Raw genomic sequence first — 17,219 nt, 5'->3', positions numbered from 1 at the left:
CGCCGGAAGCGGTTTTGACCATGGAGATGGATCAAAAACGGGATCAAAAACGGCGGATGTCCCCCAGGGGCATCCGCCTGGCGCCGCTTCGGATCAGCGGTAGTTGGCCCGGTCGAAGAGGATCTGGGCCTTGGCCCGGTACATGGCCAGGGAACCCACGGGCAGGGCGTCGGCCTTGAACTTGCCGAGACTTTCCAGAGCCGGGTTGCCGACCTTGACGCTGGCCACCACCGGCCATTCGTTGTTGCCGTCGGCGAAGTAGCGCTGGGCTTCGTCGGAGGCCAGGTACTCGAGGAACTTCACGGCGGCGGCCTTGTGCGGTGCGTTCTTCAGCATGCCGGCGCCGGAGACGTTGATGTGGGTGCCGCTGGTCTTCTGGTTGGGCCAGACGACGCCGACCTTTTCCATGACCTTCTTGTCCTCGGCCTTGTCGGAGCGCAGCAGGCGGGCCACGTAGTAGGTGTTGGAGACGGTGACGCCGCATTCGCCGGCGGCCACGGCCTTGATCTGGTCGGTGTCGCCGCCCTTGGGGGCGCGGGCGAAGTTGGCCACCACGCCCTTGGCCCAGGCTTCGGCCTTGGCCTCGCCCTGGTTGGCGATGATGGAGGCCATCAGGGACAGGTTGTAGGGGTGGGAGCCGGAGCGGGTGCAAACCTGGCCCTTGAGCTTGGGGTTGGCCAGGTCGTCGTAGTTCTGCACGTCCTCGGCCTTCACGGCGCTCTTGTTATAGACGATGACCCGGGCCCGGGTGGAGAAGGAGAACCAGTCGTCGGTGCGCAGATTGGCCGGGATGCGGGATTCCAGGACCTTGGACTTGACCGGGGCGAACAGGCCCAGTTCGTGGGCCAGGGCCAGGCGGGAGGCGTCCACCGTCAACAGCACGTCGGCAGGGCTGTTGGCACCTTCGTTCTTGATGCGCTCCAGCAGTTCCTCTTCCTTGCCTTCGATGCGGTTGATCTTGATGCCGGTCTGCTTGCTGAAATTCTCGTAGAGCTTTTCGTCGGTCTGGTAATGGCGGGCGGAATAGAGGTTCAGCACGTTTTCCTCGGCGGCCTGCAGATTGAGGGACAGGGCTGCGGCCAGGGCGCCGGCGAGAAGGGGGAGACGCAGGGTCATGGAGAACTCCAGCACGGGTTGGTCAGGTAAGTGTCAGATTCTAGTCAGGCTTGAGTCTTGTGTAAATGAGAATGTTTCTTGTGCTGTAACCGGTGGTCGCGACAGCGGTGGCCGGGGCGCGGGCAACAAAAAAGCCGGCATCGGCCGGCTTTGTCAGGGAGGTGGTGGTGTTGCGTTACTGCTGTTCGGTGACGCGGCGGGCGCCGTTGTAGCGGGCCACCCAGTAGCTCTGGCGCATGTCCTCGACCCGCACTTCGCCGCCGGGGCGGGGGGAATGGACGAACTGGTTGTTGCCGAGGTAGATGCCGACGTGGGAGAAGGCGCGGCGCATGGTGTTGAAGAACACCAGATCGCCCGGCTTGAGGTCGTTGCTGGCGACCTGCTCGCCCACCTGGCTCATTTCCTTGGCGGTGCGGGGCAGGTTGAGGCCCAGGGAGTCCTGGAAGACGTAACGCACGAAGCCGCTGCAGTCCAGGCCGGAATCCGGCGTGTTGCCGCCGCGAACGTAACGCACGCCAACGAACTCCAGGCCCTTGATGATCAGGTCCTGGACGCCGCTGGTGTAGCGTTTGAAAAAGGTGGGTTCCTCCCCGCGGGGCTCCATCCTGAATTCATCCGCCGTGGCGGTGCCGGTGTTGGCCAGAACCCCGATGAACAGGGCCAGGAGGGAAGCTGCGAGCTGTTTTTTATTCAGCATGGGGCCGGACTTTATTGGAAAATCAGCCAGTTGTAAACCTAAGGTCATATACGTACAAAGCTTCTGTCACATTCGGCAGCCGGGGGTAAAGCCGCTTTTACGCCGGCCCCGCCGCCGGGGCGCGGCGCCGTGGTTATAATCCCGGGACCCCGGTGGGCTGCGCAGGCCTTGCCTGGCGGTGCCGCCCCTGCGCCCGCGCCGTCCCTGCTTGCCCCGGACCCCATGAGCCAACAGGAAAGACCATGACCGAAGCACCCCATCCCAGAATCTTGATCGTGGACGATTCCCGCATGGTGCGGGCTTCCATCATCAAGCACCTGAAAGGGCACTACGAGATCCGGGAGGAGGGCGACGGGGAGGCCGCCTGGCAGACCCTGGTGCTGGACCACGACATCCAGGCCGTCATTTCCGACCTGTCCATGCCGGTGATGGATGGCTTCGACCTGCTGGCCCGCATCCGGGATTCCAAGGTCAGCCGCCTGCGCCAGCTGCCGGTGATCATGATCTCCGGCGAGGAGGACGAGGAGTCCCGGGACAAGGCCCTGGCCCTGGGAGCCAACGATTTCATCACCAAGGGCATCGGTACCGCCGAGCTGCTGGCCCGGGTCGATTCCCTGGTGCGCCTGGGCCAGGCCGAGCAGGCCCTGCACAGTCACCAGGACCAGCAGCTGCGCCATCCCCACAGCGGCCTGTTCACCCGGGCCTATCTGGAAGCCCAGGCCGAACAGGCCCTCTCCCTGGCCGGGCGGCAGCAGGCCCCCGCCAGCGTGCTGGTGCTGGGCTTCGATTCCCTGGAACGCTATACCGCCCAATACGGCGGCGCCCTGGTGGACAAGCTGCAGGAACGCTTCGCCAAGCTCCTGGCCGGCAACATCCGCAAGGAAGACAGCCTGGGCCACTATTCCGATACCACCTTCGCCATCGTCTCCCCCGGCACCCCGGGGGCGGCCAGCGAGGCCTTCGCCAACCGCCTGCGCCATGCGGTGGAAACTTCCAACATCGCCGTGCACGGCCAGCGTCTGCCCCTCACCATCAGCATCGGCATCGCCAGCTTCCCCCTGGACGGGGCGCCCAGCGCCACCAGCCTGCTGGCCATGGCCGAGGCGCGGCGGGCGGCGGCGGCCGCTGCCGGCGGCAACCGGGCCGTGGCGCCGGCGCCTGCCGTTGAACCGGCGGCGGTGCGCGGCGGTGCGGCGGTCAGCGTCGACCAGGCCCTGGCCATGCTGGCCGCCGGGCAGGACGAGGAATTGCGGCCCCAGGCGGCGGCTTTGGCCAAGGCCTTGATGCCCCTCCTTAGCTTTCTTAATTATGAATTACAATACGGGCCTTCCGCAGACGTACCGGAGTCCAAATTCCAGGCGTCGGGGGAACCCCAGGGCAACCGCAATCCGGGTGGGGATGCGCCCTAGGTGAAAATAGAACAGGACGAGATCAGCCTCGAATCCACCCCATAAAAAATAATCAGCAAACCAAAGTAGTGCAGGACGCAAACGCTAGAGGGAGTTTTATGACCAGCTACAAAGAGTTTCATCGTCGTTCCATCGAACAACCGGATGCCTTCTGGAGCGAGCAGGCCCAACTGATCGACTGGCACAAGCCTTTCGACCAGGTCTGCGATTACTCCCGTCCTCCGTTTGCCAAGTGGTTCGTCGGCGGCCAGACCAACCTGTGCTACAACGCCGTTGATCGCCACGCCAAGACCCGCCCCAACGACAACGCCCTGATTTTCATCTCCACCGAAACCGACGTGGAGAAGGTCTACTCCTTCGCCGAGTTGCAGCGCGAAGTCGAGCGCATGGCCGCCATCTACCAGAGCCTGGGCGTCAAGAAGGGCGACCGCGTCCTGATCTACATGCCCATGATTGCCGAAGCCTGCTTCGCCATCCTGGCCTGTGCCCGTATCGGCGCCATCCACTCCGTGGTCTTCGGCGGCTTCGCCTCCGGCTCCCTGGCTACCCGCATCGACGATGCCAAGCCGGTGCTGATCGTCTCCTCCGACGCCGGCATGCGCGGCGGCAAGGCCGTGCCCTACAAGCACCTGCTGGACGACGCCATCAACCAGGCCGAGCACAAGCCCGGCAAGGTGCTGATGGTGGACCGGGGCCTGGACAAGGCCTTCAACAAGGTCGAAGGCCGGGACGTGGATTACGCCGCCCTGCGCGCCCAGTTCATGGACGCCCAGGTGCCCGTGACCTGGGTGGAGTCTTCCGACCCCTCCTACATCCTGTACACCTCCGGCACCACCGGCAAGCCCAAGGGCGTGCAGCGTGACACCGGCGGCTACGCCGTGGCCCTGGCTTCCTCCATCAAGCACATCTACTGCGGCAAGCCCGGCGAGACCTTCTTCTCCACTTCCGACATCGGCTGGGTGGTGGGTCACTCCTACATCATCTACGGCCCCTTGATCGGCGGCATGGCCACCATCATGTACGAAGGCACCCCGATCCGTCCGGACGCCGGCATCTGGTGGCAGATCGTCGAGAAGTACAAGGTCAATGTGATGTTCTCCGCCCCCACCGCTGCCCGGGTGCTGAAGAAGCACGACCCCGCCTTCCTGCACAAGTACGACCTCTCCAGCCTGAAGCACCTGTTCCTGGCCGGCGAGCCCCTGGACCAGCCGACCCACGAATGGATCATGGGCGAGCTGAAGCTGCCGGTGATCGACAACTACTGGCAGACCGAAACCGGCTGGCCCATGCTGTCCACCGTGCGCGGCGTCGAAGACACCAAGATCAAGTACGGCACCCCGTCCTTCCCGGTCTATGGCTACGACGTGCGCATCTTCCGCGAAGACGGTTCCGAGTGCGACGCCAACGAGAAGGGCATCCTGGGCGTGGTGCCGCCCCTGCCGCCCGGCTGCCTGACCACCGTGTGGGGCGACGACGAGCGTTTCGTGAACACCTACTTCAGCCTGTTCAAGGAACCGCTGGTTTACTCCTCCTACGACTGGGCCATCAAGGATGACGAGGGTTACCACTTCATCCTGGGCCGTACCGACGACGTCATCAACGTCGCCGGCCACCGCCTCGGCACCCGGGAAATCGAGGAAGCCGTGCAGGGTCACCCCGCCGTGGCCGAAGTGGCCGTGGTCGGTGTGAACGACGCCCTCAAGGGCCAGCTGCCGGTGGCCTTCGCCGTGGTCAAGGACGCCTCCAAGATTGCCACTCCCGAACTGGTGGCGGCCCTGGAGAAGGAAGTGATGAAGCGGGTGGACGAGACCCTGGGCGCCATCGCCCGTCCCGGCCGCGTGTACTTCATCTCCGGCCTGCCCAAGACCCGTTCCGGCAAGCTGCTGCGCCGTTCCATCCAGGCCCTGGCCGAAGGCCGGGATCCGGGCGACCTCACCACCATCGAGGACCCCACCGCCCTGGAGCAGATCAAGGCCGCCCTCAGCGCCTGATCCCGCCGGCCTCCGGCAAAAAGCCCGCTGCATCGCTGCAGCGGGCTTTTTTTTGGACATTCGCCGCCGGCGTCAGGCCGGCATCAGGCAGGAAGGGCCCAGATGGCCGCGCTCCGCAGCGGCCTGCCGGCCGGTTGCGGCAGGGGCTCCCCCTCGGGGCGGCAAACGGCTACACTGTCTGCCAAACGTCATAGGCGGCAGGCCGGCGCGGTGCCGGCGGCCCCTTCCTGGGGAGGAAAACAAGCGATGTCCACGTCCTGGCTCGCCACCAATCTGGTGGCTACCTTTCTGTTGCCGCCGGGCAACGGTCTGGGGCTCCTGCTGCTGGCCTTCCTCTTCCGACAGCGACGCCCCCAGCTGGCCATGAGCCTGGGACTGACGGGGGGATTGCTGCTGCTGGTGCTGTCCCTGCCGGTGGTGGGCCGTGCCCTGGTGCAGCGCCTGGAGGCGCCGCCGGTGGTGCCGGAGCAGGTGCTGGAAAAGGCCAAGGGTGCCGGCGCCATTGTCGTCCTCGGCGGCGGCCGCTACCGGGAAGCGCCGGAATACGGCGGCGACACGGTGGGCAACGAGACCCTGGTCCGCCTGCGCTACGCCGGGCAGCTGCAGCGCCAGACCGGCCTGCCGCTGCTGGTCACCGGCGGCACACCGGACGGCGGCGAGGTGAGCGAGGCCGAGGCCATGGCCCGAGTGCTGCGGGACGAATTCAAGGTGCCGGTGCGCTGGGTCGAAGGCGAGTCGGACAACACCCGGGAGAATGCCCTGAAGACGGCGGCCCTGCTCAAGGAGGCCGGCGTGTCCCGGGTCCTGCTGGTCAGCCACGCCTGGCACCTGCCCCGGGCGGCCCTGGCCTTCAGCCGGGCGGGCCTGGAAGTGGTGCCCATGCCGACCCTGTTCCAGGGCGGCGTGCCCACGGCCCTGGACTACCTGCCCCAGGCCGACGGCCTGCGCGCCTCGCGCACCGCCCTGCACGAATGGCTGGGGCGTTTCTGGTACTGGCTGCGGGGCTGAGCCGGCCGCTTGTCAGGCGGCCTGGGGCAGCCGGGCCGCAGCCGGCGCGCCCAGCACCTGGGCGAGAAAATCCAGCGCCTCGCCGCTGACCCGGCGCCGTTCGTTGTCCAGGGTGATGATGTGGTAGCTGTCGTCCAGCACCACCTTGCGCCGGCGCTCGGCGCTGATGCGGCGGTATACCTGCTCCGGGCTGCGCAGGCTGGCCACGTCGTCTTCCCGGGAGTGGATCACCAGGGTGGGGCTGACCACCTGGGGTAATTCCTTCTTGATGCTGCCGATCAGGCGCTGGGCCTGGTAGATGCCGTTGAGAGGCAACTCCGAGGCGCCGGCGGCGGAGACTTCCCGTTCCCGCATGTCCCGTTCCACCCGGGCCCGTACCCGGGGATTCTTCAGGCCGAAGGGGGCCCGTTCCCGATAGGTGTAGATGTGGCGCAGGGGCGTGTAGTAGCCCAGGGGCAGGAGGAAGCTGTACCAGGGAATGCCCCAGCCGTCGTAGTAAAGGGTGGTGGCCAGGGCCAGCACCGCCGCCACCTGCAGGCCCCGCTGGGCCGCCAGGTGCAGGGCCAGGTCGGCGCCGATGCACAGGCCGCCGACGACGACGCGACGATGCTGCCGCCGCAGTTCGTCGAAGACCGTTTCCACCTGGGCGTACCAGTCCTCCCAGGGGCTGCGGGCGAAGCGGCGGTCCAGCACGTCCTCGGCGCACACCGTATAGCCCTGCAAATGGGGAATGGCGACGCGGTAGCCGGCTTTTTCCAGCTCCTTGCCGAGGGGGGACATTTCGTTGGGGTTGCTGTAGAGGCCGTGCAGCAGCAGGACGGCGGTGTCGTCGCCGGGGGGAAGCGGGTGGGGCAAGTCACTCTCCTAGCCGTTGATCGGCTTATGGCGCGCCATGCTAGCCCCCGGGACTGACCCACCTCTGACCCTCCGCTGACCGGGGGCTGACCCTGCCGCCGGCGCCATCCCAGGCGCCAGCCGCGTTGCCACTACGACTCCTGGCGGCGCCGATCGCCGGCGCTGCGACCGTCACGCGCCCATTGGCCCGTCCCTCGCTTCAGCTCTCGCTGCCGCTCACCGCCTGCCAGTAGGCCCGGTGCCGGGCGACGCTCTCCGACCGCTCGACCACCGCCTCGACCAGCCAGGGGCCGCCCGTGGCAACGGCCTCGGCGATGGCTGCCTGGAACTCGGCGCGGGATGCGGCCCGGCGGTAAGGCACCCCGTAGGCCGCCGCCCCATGGGCCAGGACGAGGGGCATCGGGGTCAGCCAGCCCGTCTCGTATTCGGGCAGGGCCCGGGCCGGCAGATATTCGAAAATGCCGCCGCCGCCGTTGTTCACCACCACCAGCAGGCAATCCAGCTCCCGGGCCGCGGCCAGGGCATTGAGGTCGTGGTGGGCGGCCAGGTCGCCGAGGAGGGCGGCACTGTAACGGCCTTCGGCGCTGCCTGCCGCCGCCAGGCCCAGGGCCGTGGACAGCTGGCCGTCGATGCCGCTGCAGCCCCGGTTGCCATGCTCCTCCAGGGGTTTGGCCGAGAGGCCGGAAAAGGAATCGCCGTCCCGCACCGCCATGGAATTGCCCCAGAAGAGGCGGCTCTCCGCCGGCAGGGCCGCCAGCAGGTCGGCCACCACGGCCCCTTCCCACAGGTCGTCGCCGGCCGCGTCGAGGGCGGCCCGGGCCAGCTCCCCGGCCCGCTGCTCGGCGGCGCGCCAGGCCTGCATCCAGGCCGGCGGTGCCTTGGCCGCCACTGCCTGGGCCAGGGCCGCCAGGGTGGCGGCGGTGTCGCCCCGCAACAGCAGGGTGGTGCCCCGTTCCGGGTCGGGCCAGCGGCCTTCGCCTTCCAGCAGCAGCAGTTCGGTGCCCTGGTCCAGGCACTGGCTGAGCCAGGTCTGCAGGGAGCGGCTCACCTGGGCGTCGCCGCAGCGCAGGATCCAGGCCGGGGCCTGGGCGGCGACAAAGGCGGCATCCTGCACCAGAGCTTCGCCGTGGGCGAGGAAATGATGGCTGTCGGGGCGGCTGTCGGCCTCAAGCCCGGCAGCGCCGTGGCGCAGGCCGGAAAGGGGCTCGGCCAGCACCGGGCAATCCAGGGCCCGGGCCAGGGCGGCCACGGCCCGGGCGTAGTCGGGGCCGGCGCTGCCCGGCGGCAGGGCGCCGGCCAGGATCAGCCCCGGGCGCCCGGAGAGACGGGCCGCGGCCTGGGCCACGGCGTGGGGCGCCGGCAGCACCAGGGGCGGCGGCGCCTCCGGCGGATGGACCGGGCCCAGGTCCGGGCTGGCCGCCAGCTTGGCGGCGGGCGGCAGCAGGGGCTCGCGGAAGGGCAGATTGACATGCACCGGCCCCGGGCAGGGCCAGCGGCATTCGGCCAGGAGCCGGGCCGCCAGGGTATGCACCTGGCGCGGCAGGAAACCTTCCTCCGGCGTCGCCAGGGCGTGGGCGGCGCGGACGAAGCCGGTGAACAGGCCGGCCTGTGCCACCGTCTGGTTGGCACCCCAGCCGTGCAGTTCCGCCGGCCGGTCGGTGGAGAGCAGCAGCAGCGGCACCCGGCCGGCGTCGGCCTCGATCACGGCGGGCAGCCAGTGGGCCGGGGCGGAGCCGGAGGTGCACACCAGGGCCACCGGCAGTTCCGTGGCCTTGGCCAGGCCCAGGGCGAAGAAGGCGGCGGAGCGCTCGTCCACCAGCACGTGGCAGCGCACGCCCGCCTGCCGCAGGAAGGCCAGGGTCAGGGGGGTGGAGCGGGCGCCGGGGGAAATGACGACATGGGCCAGCCCGGCGCCGGCCAGGGCGGCGGCGAAGTGGCGGGACCAGAGATAGTTGGTGGTGCCGGTGGCGTTCATGGGCGAAGGACCGTGAGGTTAGGCGCCGCGGCGGCTGGCGGCGGCAGGGGCTGGGGCCGAGGGTGCCAGGGCCTCCAGCATGGTGGCGAGCTTGGCCTCGGTTTCGGCCAGTTCCTGTTCCGCGGCGGAGCCGGCGACGATGCCGGCGCCGGCCTGGAGTTCGGCCCGGTTGCCGCGCAGGTCGGCGCAGCGCAGGGGCACGGCCAGGGTGCCGTTGCCGGCGGCGTCGATCCAGCCCAGGCCGCCGCTGTACCACAGGGGCCGTTCCTCGCCGTGGGCCTGCAGCCATTCCCGGGCCGGGGCCGCCGGCCAGCCGCCGACGGCGGGGGTGGGATGGAGCCTGGCGGCCAGGTCGAAAAGGCCGACTCCGGGCGCCGGACGGCCGTGGAAGGGGGTGCGCAGATGGCTGAGGCCGGCGTGGCGCCTGCCGCCGGGCAGCTGCAGCACTTCCGCCGGGGCGGCCTGCAGTTCGGCGCAGAGGGGGGCCAGGGTGTGGCGGATGGCCTCGGCCACCCAGCCGTGTTCCCGCTGGTTCTTGTCCGAGGTCAGGGGGGCGTCGGCCCGGCCCCAGCCGGTGCCGGCCAGGGCTTCGGTGTGCAGCCGGCCGTCCTGCAGGCTGAGGAGCCGCTCCGGCGTGGCGCCGAGGAAGGTGCCGGCCCGGTGGCCGACGGCGAAGACGCTGCTGTCGGCCTGCTGGGCCGCCAGGGCGGCGAAGACGGCGGCCGCTTCCAGGGGGCTGTCGGCCTCGAAGGCGACGCGGCGGGAGAGCACCACCTTGTCCAGCTCGCCCCGGGCAATGGCGGCCAGGGCGGCCCGGGTGCGGGCGACGAAGGCCTGCTCGGGCAGGGGTGCCGGTGGCCGTTGCAGGTGGAGCGCGGCCAGCGGCGCGGGTTGGGACAGCAGGGTCCGTTCCAGCGTTTGCCACAGGGCCTCCCAGCCGGCCATGGCCTGGGCGGCGCCATGGGCGGGGCAGGTGAGGACCAGGGTCTGGCGACCGGCCCGGCGCCTCAGCAGCAGGGCGGGCACCCGCAGGCGGGCGTTCGGCAGGGGGCTGTCGCCGCTGGCGTCGTAGAAGGCAAAGCCCAGGTGGGCCAGGGGCGCCTGGAGGTCGCCGCTGCCATTACTGCTTTGCGACATGGTGGCAATCTGCCAGCGGGCCGCCAGGCCCTGCCAGGCGCCGTTGAGGGCGGTGAAGCGGCCCGGCCCGGCGCTTTCCACGGTGCAGGCGGCACCCAGGGCCAGCCAGGCGTCGTCCGGCCGCTGCCAGGCCAGGCTGTCGGGGGCTGCGATGTAAGGCAGGGGGCCGGCCATGGGCAACGGGGGCGCCGGCAGGCACAGGCTGAGGAGGTCCGTGGGGCGGGCCTGGGCGGCCAGAGCCGCCAGTTCCCCGGCCAGGCCAGGATAGCGCTGGCTGAGGCTGGCGCTGTCGGCGGCGGGGTGGGCCTGGGGGCGGCTCATGGCGCATCCCCTGGGGCCAGCAGCCCGTCCTGGGCCAGTTGTTGGGCCAGCTGCCGCAGGGCCGGGCGTTGCAGCTTGCCCATGGGGTTGCGCGGCAGGTTGGCGACCCGCTGGATCAGCCGGGGCCGGCGCGGCGAGGGCAGGCGTTCGGCGCACCAGCGGTGCAGGCCGGCGTCGTCCATGGCGGCGGAGTCGCCCACCACCAGGGCCAGCAGCCGGTCGCCCCACACCGGGTCGGGCAGGGCCGTCACCGCCGCGTCGCGCACGCCGGGGCAGGCCAGCAGCACCGCCTCCACCTCGGCCGGATGCACATTGACGCCGCCGCTGACCAGCATGTCGTCGGCCCGGCCCAGCAGGGTCAGGCTGCCATCCGCCTCCAGGCGGGCCAGGTCGCCGCTGAGCAGGGCGCCGTCCGTCAGGCCCCGGCCCGGCTCCAGCTCTGGATTGAGATAGCCCCACATCACCTGGGGCCCGGCCAGGCGCAGCCGTCCTTGCGGATCCAGCTCGACACGGCAGCCGGCCAGGGGCGCGCCGACCCGGCCCTCCTGCCAGGCATCGGGGGGCGGATGGACCCAGGTCGCCACCTGGGCGGCGCATTCGGAAAGGCCGTAGCTGACGCAGAGGGGCCAGCCGGCAGCCGTGGCGCGGCGGAAGACGGGGGCGGAAAGGGCGGCGCCGCCGATCAGCACGTAGCGCAGATTACCCGGGGAAACGCCGGCCTCCAGCAGCCGGTCGAGCATGGCCGGCACCAGGGACAGGTGGGTGATGTTCCCTGCGGCCAGGGCCGCGGCCACCGCCTCCACCGTGAAGCGGTCCAGCACCCGGGCCGTGGCGCCACTGCGGGCGCAGCGGGCGAGGATGGAGACGCCGCCGATGTGATGCAGGGGCAGGCAGGCCAGCCAGGTGTCGCCCGGGCCCAGGGGCAGGCGCTCGGCCGAGGCATCCGCCGCCGCCGCCAGGTTGGCGTGGCTCAGCACCACGCCCTTGGGCTCGCCCTCGCTGCCGCTGGTGGCGATGACCAGGGCCGGCTGGGCAGCCGCGGGCAGCGGTGGCAAGGGATTGGTAGCCGTCGCCGCAATCGCTGCGGCCGACGGCAGGGCCTCCAGCAGACGGCCCCGGGGGCCGGCCAGGGCCAGCAGGGCGGCGCGGCGTTGCGGCGAAGTGGTCGGGTCCAGGGGAAAGAGGGTGATGCCGGCCCGGGCGCAGGCGAAAAACAGCCGGGCCAGGTCCGGAGCGGGCAGGGGAACGAGGAGGATGGTGCCGGGAGCAGCGCCCCAGGCAAGGAGCGCAGCGGCCAATGCCCTGCAATCCGCCACCAATGCCCCACGCCGCCAGGCACCGTCGGAGGTGACCAGCTGGAGCGGATCTTCGGACAGGGGACCGAGCCAGTCCAGGGGCTCGTGGGGATCAATGAAAGGCGCAGGGTTCATCAGCGCCTGATTATACGCAGGGCCGGCGGGGGGCTACACGATGTGGGTCAAATCTGGGAACGGGCCAGGCGCTTCCTGTATTCCCGCTGCAAGTTCAGCCACATAGCAGGGGAGGTTGAAAAATAGCCAGCCAGCTTGGCGGCACTGTTGCTGGTAATGGAGCTGTTGCCACTGACGATTTTGCTGACGAGGGATGCCGAGAGCCCTGTTCTTCTTGCCAATTCAGCGCGTGAAAGACCTGAGGGCTTCATGAACTCTTCGAGGAGTATTTCGCCCGGGGAGATTTCGTCAAGCAAATGCCCATTGCCTGCAGGCCCGGACGGTGCTTGATTGCGTTGCGTAGGTTGTCCAGATTTTTCCATTGGCTGTTCACTCCCCAATAGCCGGTATTCGTTCAGGGGGGAATTTATCAGTCTGTACTGCAGGATGCACAGTTCAGAATGGACAAAGAGAACGTCGGAAGCAACTGAGGTGGATAGGGGGAGCCGCAATCGGTGGAGCGCGGGGGCGGTAGTGATTGGGCCTAGCGGCTCCTGATCTCGATGCGGCCGTTGCGGATGGCGTCGATGAAGCGGTCCGCATTGGCGTCGCCCGGGCGGCGGCGCTTGTAGTCTTCCAGGTACTTGAGGGCGCCGTCCTGGTCCTTGAGGCTGAGGTGAGCCATGCCCAGGGTGAAGGCGGCATCCGCGATGCCGGCGGCCAGGGACTTTTCCAGGTAGGGGAGGGCTTCCCGGGGTTTGCCGGCGCCGGCCAGGAAAGTCCCGTACAGGTAGTTGCCCCGGGGATGGGCCGGCTCCAGCTGCAGCAGGCGCTGGAACAGGGCGTTGGCCTTGTCGGCGGCGCCGGGAATCTCCAGGTTGTGGCCCATGCCGTTCAGGTGGGCGGCGCGGAGCAGCAGGTCGGGATTGGGGTTGGGCACATTGACCAGGGTGTCGAGCATGCCGGAAATGACCTTGATGTCCTGGGTGGCCCGTTGCCGGTCCTGGGGCGTGTCGAACTGGGGCGGGTAGTTTTTGGCGTGGGCGGCCAGGTCGTTCAGCATCTGGTCCAGATAGGCGCCGTCGAAGCCGTATTTCTTGCCCGAGGGGGTTTCCGTCACCGTCAGCAGGCGTTTGGGATCGTAGGTTCCGTATTCCCGGGCATGGGCGGCGGTGCCCAGGAGCAGGGCGAGGGCGGCAAGGGCGATCAGGTGCAGATGGCGCATGGATGGTGGCTCCTGGGGACTCCGGGTCGGTCCCGGAGGATGGCAGGAATGCAGCATATTTGCCATTGGCATGAATGTCGAGGGCCGGGACGCAACTGCCGGCGGTCGCCGCGGCGGGCGGGCGCCTCAGGCCGGCGTGGCGAAGGGCTGGAAACCGAGGCCGGGGCCGGCGGGGAGGGTGAGGTAGCCGGCGGCGACGGGGGGCGGGGCGCCCAGGTCCGTCGCCAGCCATTCAGCGGTGGCCAGGCCGTGGGCCAGATCGCCGCCGAGGGCGGCGGCCAGATGGGCGGCGGCGAGGAGGCCGCAGGCGGATTCCAGGCTGCTGGTGACGACGCAGTCGCCGCCGGCGGCGGCGAAGCGCTGGGCCAGGGCGACGGCGGGGAGGAAGCCGCCGAGGCGGGGCAGCTTGAGGATGAGGCGGCGCACGGTGCCGTCGAAGAGGGCGGCCTGGGGCAGGTCGGCCAGGGATTCGTCCAGGGCCAGGGGGAAGGCGGCCCGGACTTGCAGGGCGGCCCAGGCCGGGGCGCTGGGCTGGGCCAGGGGTTCTTCCAGGGCGTCGATGGGCAGGCCGGCCAGGGCGTCGAGCCAGGATCGGGCATCGCCTTCCTGCCAGGCCCGGTTGGCGTCCAGGCGCAGGGTGCTGCCGGCGGGCAGGCGTCGGCACAGGGCCTGGACCAGGGGTATCTCCTGGGAGGCAGGCGCCAGGCCGATCTTCAGCTTGAGTACCTGGAAGCCGGCTTCCAGTGCGGATTCCAGGGCATCTGCCGTATGCGGGCCGAGGCTGCCCAGGCTGGCGTTGACCCGCACCCGCTGGCGGCAGTCGCAGCCCCGGATGCTGGCGTTGAGGGAGCGGCCGTTGCGCCGGGCCAGCAGGTCGAGCAGGGCGCTTTCGACCCCGGCCCGGGCGGCGGGGGTGTCGAAGCTGGCGGCGTCGTTGAGGGCTTCCAGGGCGGCGGCCGCCTCCTGCCCCCTGAAGCGTTGCTGCCATTGGGCCAGGGCGGCGGCCGCGGCGGCGGGGGGTTCCGTACCGATGCCGGGCAGGGGGGCGCAGTCGCCGTAGCCATAGCCGCCGTCTTCATCTTCCAGGCGCACCAGCCAGCCTTCCCGCTGGTCGAGGCCGCCGGCGGCGCTGCGCCATTGCTGGCGGAAGGGCAGGCGGTAGGGCACGAAGGTGAAGGCGCGCAGGGTCATGGGCGGAGTGTAGCGGGTTGCTCCGGCTGCCGGGAGGGGCTGGCGGGGCGGATGAGTGCGGATGCGGTGCGCTTAAGGCGGGCTTAAGGATCGGGCCTTAGGCTGCAGGCATCATCCTGTTGTGGAGTGTTCCATGGAAACCGTGACCTACCGCCGCCAGCGGGTGTTCGACCCCCTGCTGCGCCTCTTGCACTGGTTCAACGCCCTGGCCATCGTGCTGCTGTTCGCCACCGAACTGGGGGCCGAGGCCCTGGAGAAGGGGGCGGTGCGGGAGGCGGTGTGGCACGGCCACGTGCTGCTTGGCTACGGCCTCATCGCCGGCCTGGGGCTGCGTCTGCTGTGGGGCCTGGTGGGGCCGCAACGGGCCCGCTGGAGCGACTTTTTCCACGTCTCCGTGTGGTTGCGCCGCCAGAAGGCCGATGCCGGCGCCTTCGGCCACGACGCCTGGGCCAGCCTGGCCTACCTGGGGCTCTACGCGGTCTTGATCGGCATGGGCGCCACCGGGCTGGTGGCCGATGCCGGCTACTTCCAGCTGGGGCCCCTGGCCGATGGCGGCATCACCAGGGAGCTGGCCCACAGCTTCAAGGAAGTGCATGAGCTGGGCGCCAATCTGGTGTGGGCCTTCATCGCCGTGCACATCGGCGCCTTGATCTGGCACGAGCGCCGCGGCGCGCCCATGGCCCAGTCCATGGTCAGCGGCTACCAGTACCGGGTGACGGACGAGTCGCAGCAGGCGCAATCCGCAGTATGAAAAAAGGGACCCGGCGGGTCCCTTTTTTTACGGCCGCTTGCGGTATTTGCCGAAGTCTGGCGGGCGGCGTTCGAGCCAGGCGTCGCGCCCTTCCTGGCCTTCCTCGGTCATGTAGAAGAGGCCGGTGGCGTTGCCCGCCAGTTCCTGGATGCCGGCCAGGCCGTCGGTGTCGGCGTTGAAGCCGGCTTTCAGCATGCGCAGGGCCATGGGCGAGAGGCGCAGCATTTCCTGGCACCAGGCCACGGTTTCCTCCTCCAGCTTTTCCACCGGCACCACCGTGTTCACCAGGCCCCAGTCCAGGGCCTGGGCGGCGTCGTACTGGCGGCAGAGGAACCAGATTTCCTTGGCCCGCTTCATGCCGATGGTGCGGGCCATGAGGCCGGCGCCAAGACCCGCGTCAAAGCTGCCGACCCGGGGGCCGGTCTGGCCGAAGCAGGCGTTTTCGGCGGCGATGGAAAGGTCGCACACCAGATGCAGCACGTGGCCGCCGCCGATGGCATAGCCGGCCACCATGGCCACCACGGGCTTGGGCAGGCGGCGGATCTGCATCTGCAGGTCGAGCACGTTGAGGTGGGGAGTGCCGCTTTCGTCGTGGTAGCCGCCGTCGTCGCCGCGCACCTTCTGGTCGCCGCCGGCGCAGAAGGCGTCGGGCCCTTCGCCGGTGAGGATGATGGCGCCCACGGCGTTGTCCCGGTGGGCCCGGTGGAAGGCGTCGATGAGCTGCATCACCGTCTCCGGGCGGAAGGCGTTGCGCCGCTCGGGCCGGTTGATGGTGATCTTGGCGATGCCGTCACAGGTTTCGTAACGGATGTCGGAGTAGTCGGCCTGGGCAACCCAGGGCAGGGCGGGTCGGATCATGGCGTCTGGCGCGGGGATGGGGAAAGAAGGCGCCAGTATAACGGCCCGGGCGGCGCGGCGATTTGATCTGGCACCGCCCGGGTGGCAGGCCTTCAGCCCATGAGGAATTCCGGCCCCTGCTGCATGAGCTGGCCGGCCCGGCCCGGCACTTCGCCCCGGGTCACCTGGCAACGGGGCAGCATGTCCCGGTCCAGGGCGTCCACCATCTGGCGGCAGGCCACCAGTTCGTAGCCCTGTTCCTTCCAGCCGGCCAGGAGACGCTCGAACTCGGGCAGCAGCTTCATGCCTTCCAGTTCGGCGTGCAGGGTGAATACGTGGCCGTTGTCGGGAGCATCGTGGGTCAGGGCCAGCAGGCGATCGGCATAGGTTTCGGCGGTGATGCCGTCCCGGCCCACCATTTCTTCCGCCGTCGGCAGGGTGGTGGGCAGCTGGGGGCAATTGACCAGCTCGCCCTCGATCACCGGCAGGTAGGGGCCGGTGCCCCGGGTGTCGCTGGCGTAGGCCAGGCCCAGCCGCTGGGTCAGGCGCAGGGCGTGGCGGGTGGTCTGCCAGCCGCTGGCGGCGCCGGCGGCGGGGCGCTGGCCGAGAATGTCCTCGTAGCGCTTGGCGGCCTTGGCCATTTCCACTTCCACCCATTCGTTGTCGGCCTGGGCCAGCTTCTTCTGCCACATCACCCGGTCCCAGCTCTGGATGCCGGTCTCGAAGCCGGCCTCATGCACGGCCCGCAGGATGTGGGCAGCGCGGCGGCCGATCTCGGGAGCGGGAATCCAGGCGCCGTAGAGCAGGCTGGTGAAGCCGTAGCGCTCCAGGCGGGAGAAGCTCTTCTGCCCGGCCGGCGTGGTGCGGGGCGGCACGTAGCCCGTGTTGTCCTTGCCCAGGGAGAAGAAGAAGGTGGCCTGGGCGCCGTGCTTCTGCAGGGCTTCCACCAGGCGGGGCACGCCGACGCGGGCGCCGCGCAGGGTGTCGACATTGATCTTGAGGGCGAGTTTGGGCTGGGACATGGGGCGATTTCGGGTCTGACTGGAGAGGCCGTCGCGGCCGGAATGGGATCGGCGCCGTCTTGCGCAGCGGCCGGGGGGAGATTGTAGTTTCATTCCGGCCGTTTGCGGTGGCCGTGTGGACGGAAAAGCTCAGGAAAGGCGTAGGGAATGGCATCCGCCAATGAAAAAACGCGCTCCGGCGTTGGGTCCGGAGCGCGTTGAAAGTACAGCTGTCCGTCTTGGAGGAGAGGACAGCCTCAATTGTAAGGGTATCTACTGACGCCTTTCTGACGGAC

The 17,219-nt window shown here is 69.5% G+C and carries 15 protein-coding genes; 4 read left to right on the top strand and 11 right to left on the bottom strand.

All coding sequences use genetic code 11. The annotated features are described in order from the left end of the window. Positions 1–93 precede the first annotated feature (93 nt). Positions 94–1,116: a Fe(3+) ABC transporter substrate-binding protein gene (locus OEL49_RS16530; protein WP_014237944.1), complete on the bottom strand. Its 1,023-nt coding sequence runs from the start codon at positions 1,114–1,116 to the stop codon at positions 94–96. A gap of 175 nt (positions 1,117–1,291) precedes the next feature. Next, positions 1,292–1,813 (bottom strand): C40 family peptidase, encoded by a 522-nt coding sequence (locus OEL49_RS16525; RefSeq protein ID WP_014237943.1) that lies wholly within the window; start codon positions 1,811–1,813, stop codon positions 1,292–1,294. Between the two features lie 242 nt (positions 1,814–2,055). On the opposite strand from OEL49_RS16525, the gene OEL49_RS16520 reads away from it, so the two are divergent. The 3 genes from OEL49_RS16520 to OEL49_RS16510 all read left to right on the top strand — a co-directional run bounded on the left by OEL49_RS16520 (position 2,056) and on the right by OEL49_RS16510 (position 6,221). Further along, positions 2,056–3,222, top strand: coding sequence for a response regulator (locus tag OEL49_RS16520; protein ID WP_130458679.1), 1,167 nt, complete (start codon positions 2,056–2,058; stop codon positions 3,220–3,222). 41 nt (positions 3,223–3,263) lie between these two features. Continuing rightward, a complete protein-coding gene (locus OEL49_RS16515) occupies positions 3,264–5,213 on the top strand; it encodes a propionate--CoA ligase (protein WP_083833987.1) in 1,950 nt (649 codons plus the stop codon). Positions 5,214–5,459: 246 nt separating this feature from the next. Further along, entirely contained in the window at positions 5,460–6,221 is a 762-nt protein-coding gene (locus OEL49_RS16510; RefSeq protein WP_287875736.1) for a YdcF family protein, read from the top strand. Positions 6,222–6,233: 12 nt separating this feature from the next. Here the strand turns inward: OEL49_RS16510 and OEL49_RS16505 are convergent, their stop codons facing one another. From OEL49_RS16505 to menC, 7 genes are all read right to left on the bottom strand, one after another. Next, the gene (locus OEL49_RS16505; RefSeq protein WP_287875734.1) at positions 6,234–7,076 is read right to left on the bottom strand and encodes an alpha/beta hydrolase; all 843 of its coding nucleotides are present in this window, start codon (positions 7,074–7,076) and stop codon (positions 6,234–6,236) included. Between the two features lie 199 nt (positions 7,077–7,275). After that, entirely contained in the window at positions 7,276–9,051 is a 1,776-nt protein-coding gene (gene menD, locus OEL49_RS16500; RefSeq protein WP_287875732.1) for a 2-succinyl-5-enolpyruvyl-6-hydroxy-3-cyclohexene-1-carboxylic-acid synthase, read from the bottom strand. A gap of 18 nt (positions 9,052–9,069) precedes the next feature. Then, on the bottom strand, positions 9,070–10,509 hold the full coding sequence (locus tag OEL49_RS16495) for an isochorismate synthase (RefSeq protein WP_287875729.1): 1,440 nt from the start codon (positions 10,507–10,509) through the stop codon (positions 9,070–9,072). Further along, entirely contained in the window at positions 10,506–11,939 is a 1,434-nt protein-coding gene (locus OEL49_RS16490) for a class I adenylate-forming enzyme family protein (protein ID WP_287875727.1), read from the bottom strand. Before OEL49_RS16490 ends, OEL49_RS16495 begins: the two co-directional genes overlap by 4 nt. 47 nt (positions 11,940–11,986) lie before the next feature. Beyond that, the gene (locus OEL49_RS16485; RefSeq protein WP_014237935.1) at positions 11,987–12,301 is read right to left on the bottom strand and encodes a HigA family addiction module antitoxin; all 315 of its coding nucleotides are present in this window, start codon (positions 12,299–12,301) and stop codon (positions 11,987–11,989) included. A gap of 161 nt (positions 12,302–12,462) precedes the next feature. Next, on the bottom strand, positions 12,463–13,143 hold the full coding sequence (locus OEL49_RS16480) for a hypothetical protein (protein ID WP_287875723.1): 681 nt from the start codon (positions 13,141–13,143) through the stop codon (positions 12,463–12,465). Positions 13,144–13,269: 126 nt separating this feature from the next. Beyond that, complete coding sequence (gene menC, locus OEL49_RS16475) at positions 13,270–14,334, bottom strand: o-succinylbenzoate synthase (protein WP_287875721.1); 1,065 nt, start codon at positions 14,332–14,334, stop codon at positions 13,270–13,272. A gap of 133 nt (positions 14,335–14,467) precedes the next feature. On the opposite strand from menC, the gene OEL49_RS16470 reads away from it, so the two are divergent. Next, positions 14,468–15,085, top strand: a complete 618-nt coding sequence (locus tag OEL49_RS16470) for a cytochrome b/b6 domain-containing protein (RefSeq protein WP_287875718.1) — start codon at positions 14,468–14,470, stop codon at positions 15,083–15,085. Positions 15,086–15,112: 27 nt separating this feature from the next. On the opposite strand, the gene menB is transcribed toward OEL49_RS16470, so the two are convergent. Both menB and OEL49_RS16460 read right to left on the bottom strand, forming a co-directional pair. Beyond that, positions 15,113–15,943, bottom strand: a complete 831-nt coding sequence (gene menB, locus OEL49_RS16465; RefSeq protein ID WP_287875716.1) for a 1,4-dihydroxy-2-naphthoyl-CoA synthase — start codon at positions 15,941–15,943, stop codon at positions 15,113–15,115. Positions 15,944–16,035: 92 nt separating this feature from the next. Beyond that, entirely contained in the window at positions 16,036–16,944 is a 909-nt protein-coding gene (locus OEL49_RS16460) for a polysaccharide deacetylase family protein (RefSeq protein ID WP_205231246.1), read from the bottom strand. Positions 16,945–17,219: the final 275 nt, after the last annotated feature.

It is taken from the genome of Azospira sp., assembly GCF_030247495.1.
Lineage (GTDB): Bacteria > Pseudomonadota > Gammaproteobacteria > Burkholderiales > Rhodocyclaceae > Azospira > Azospira oryzae.
Note: the sequence above shows the minus strand (reverse complement) of the source record. Positions and strands in the feature narration are given on the sequence as shown.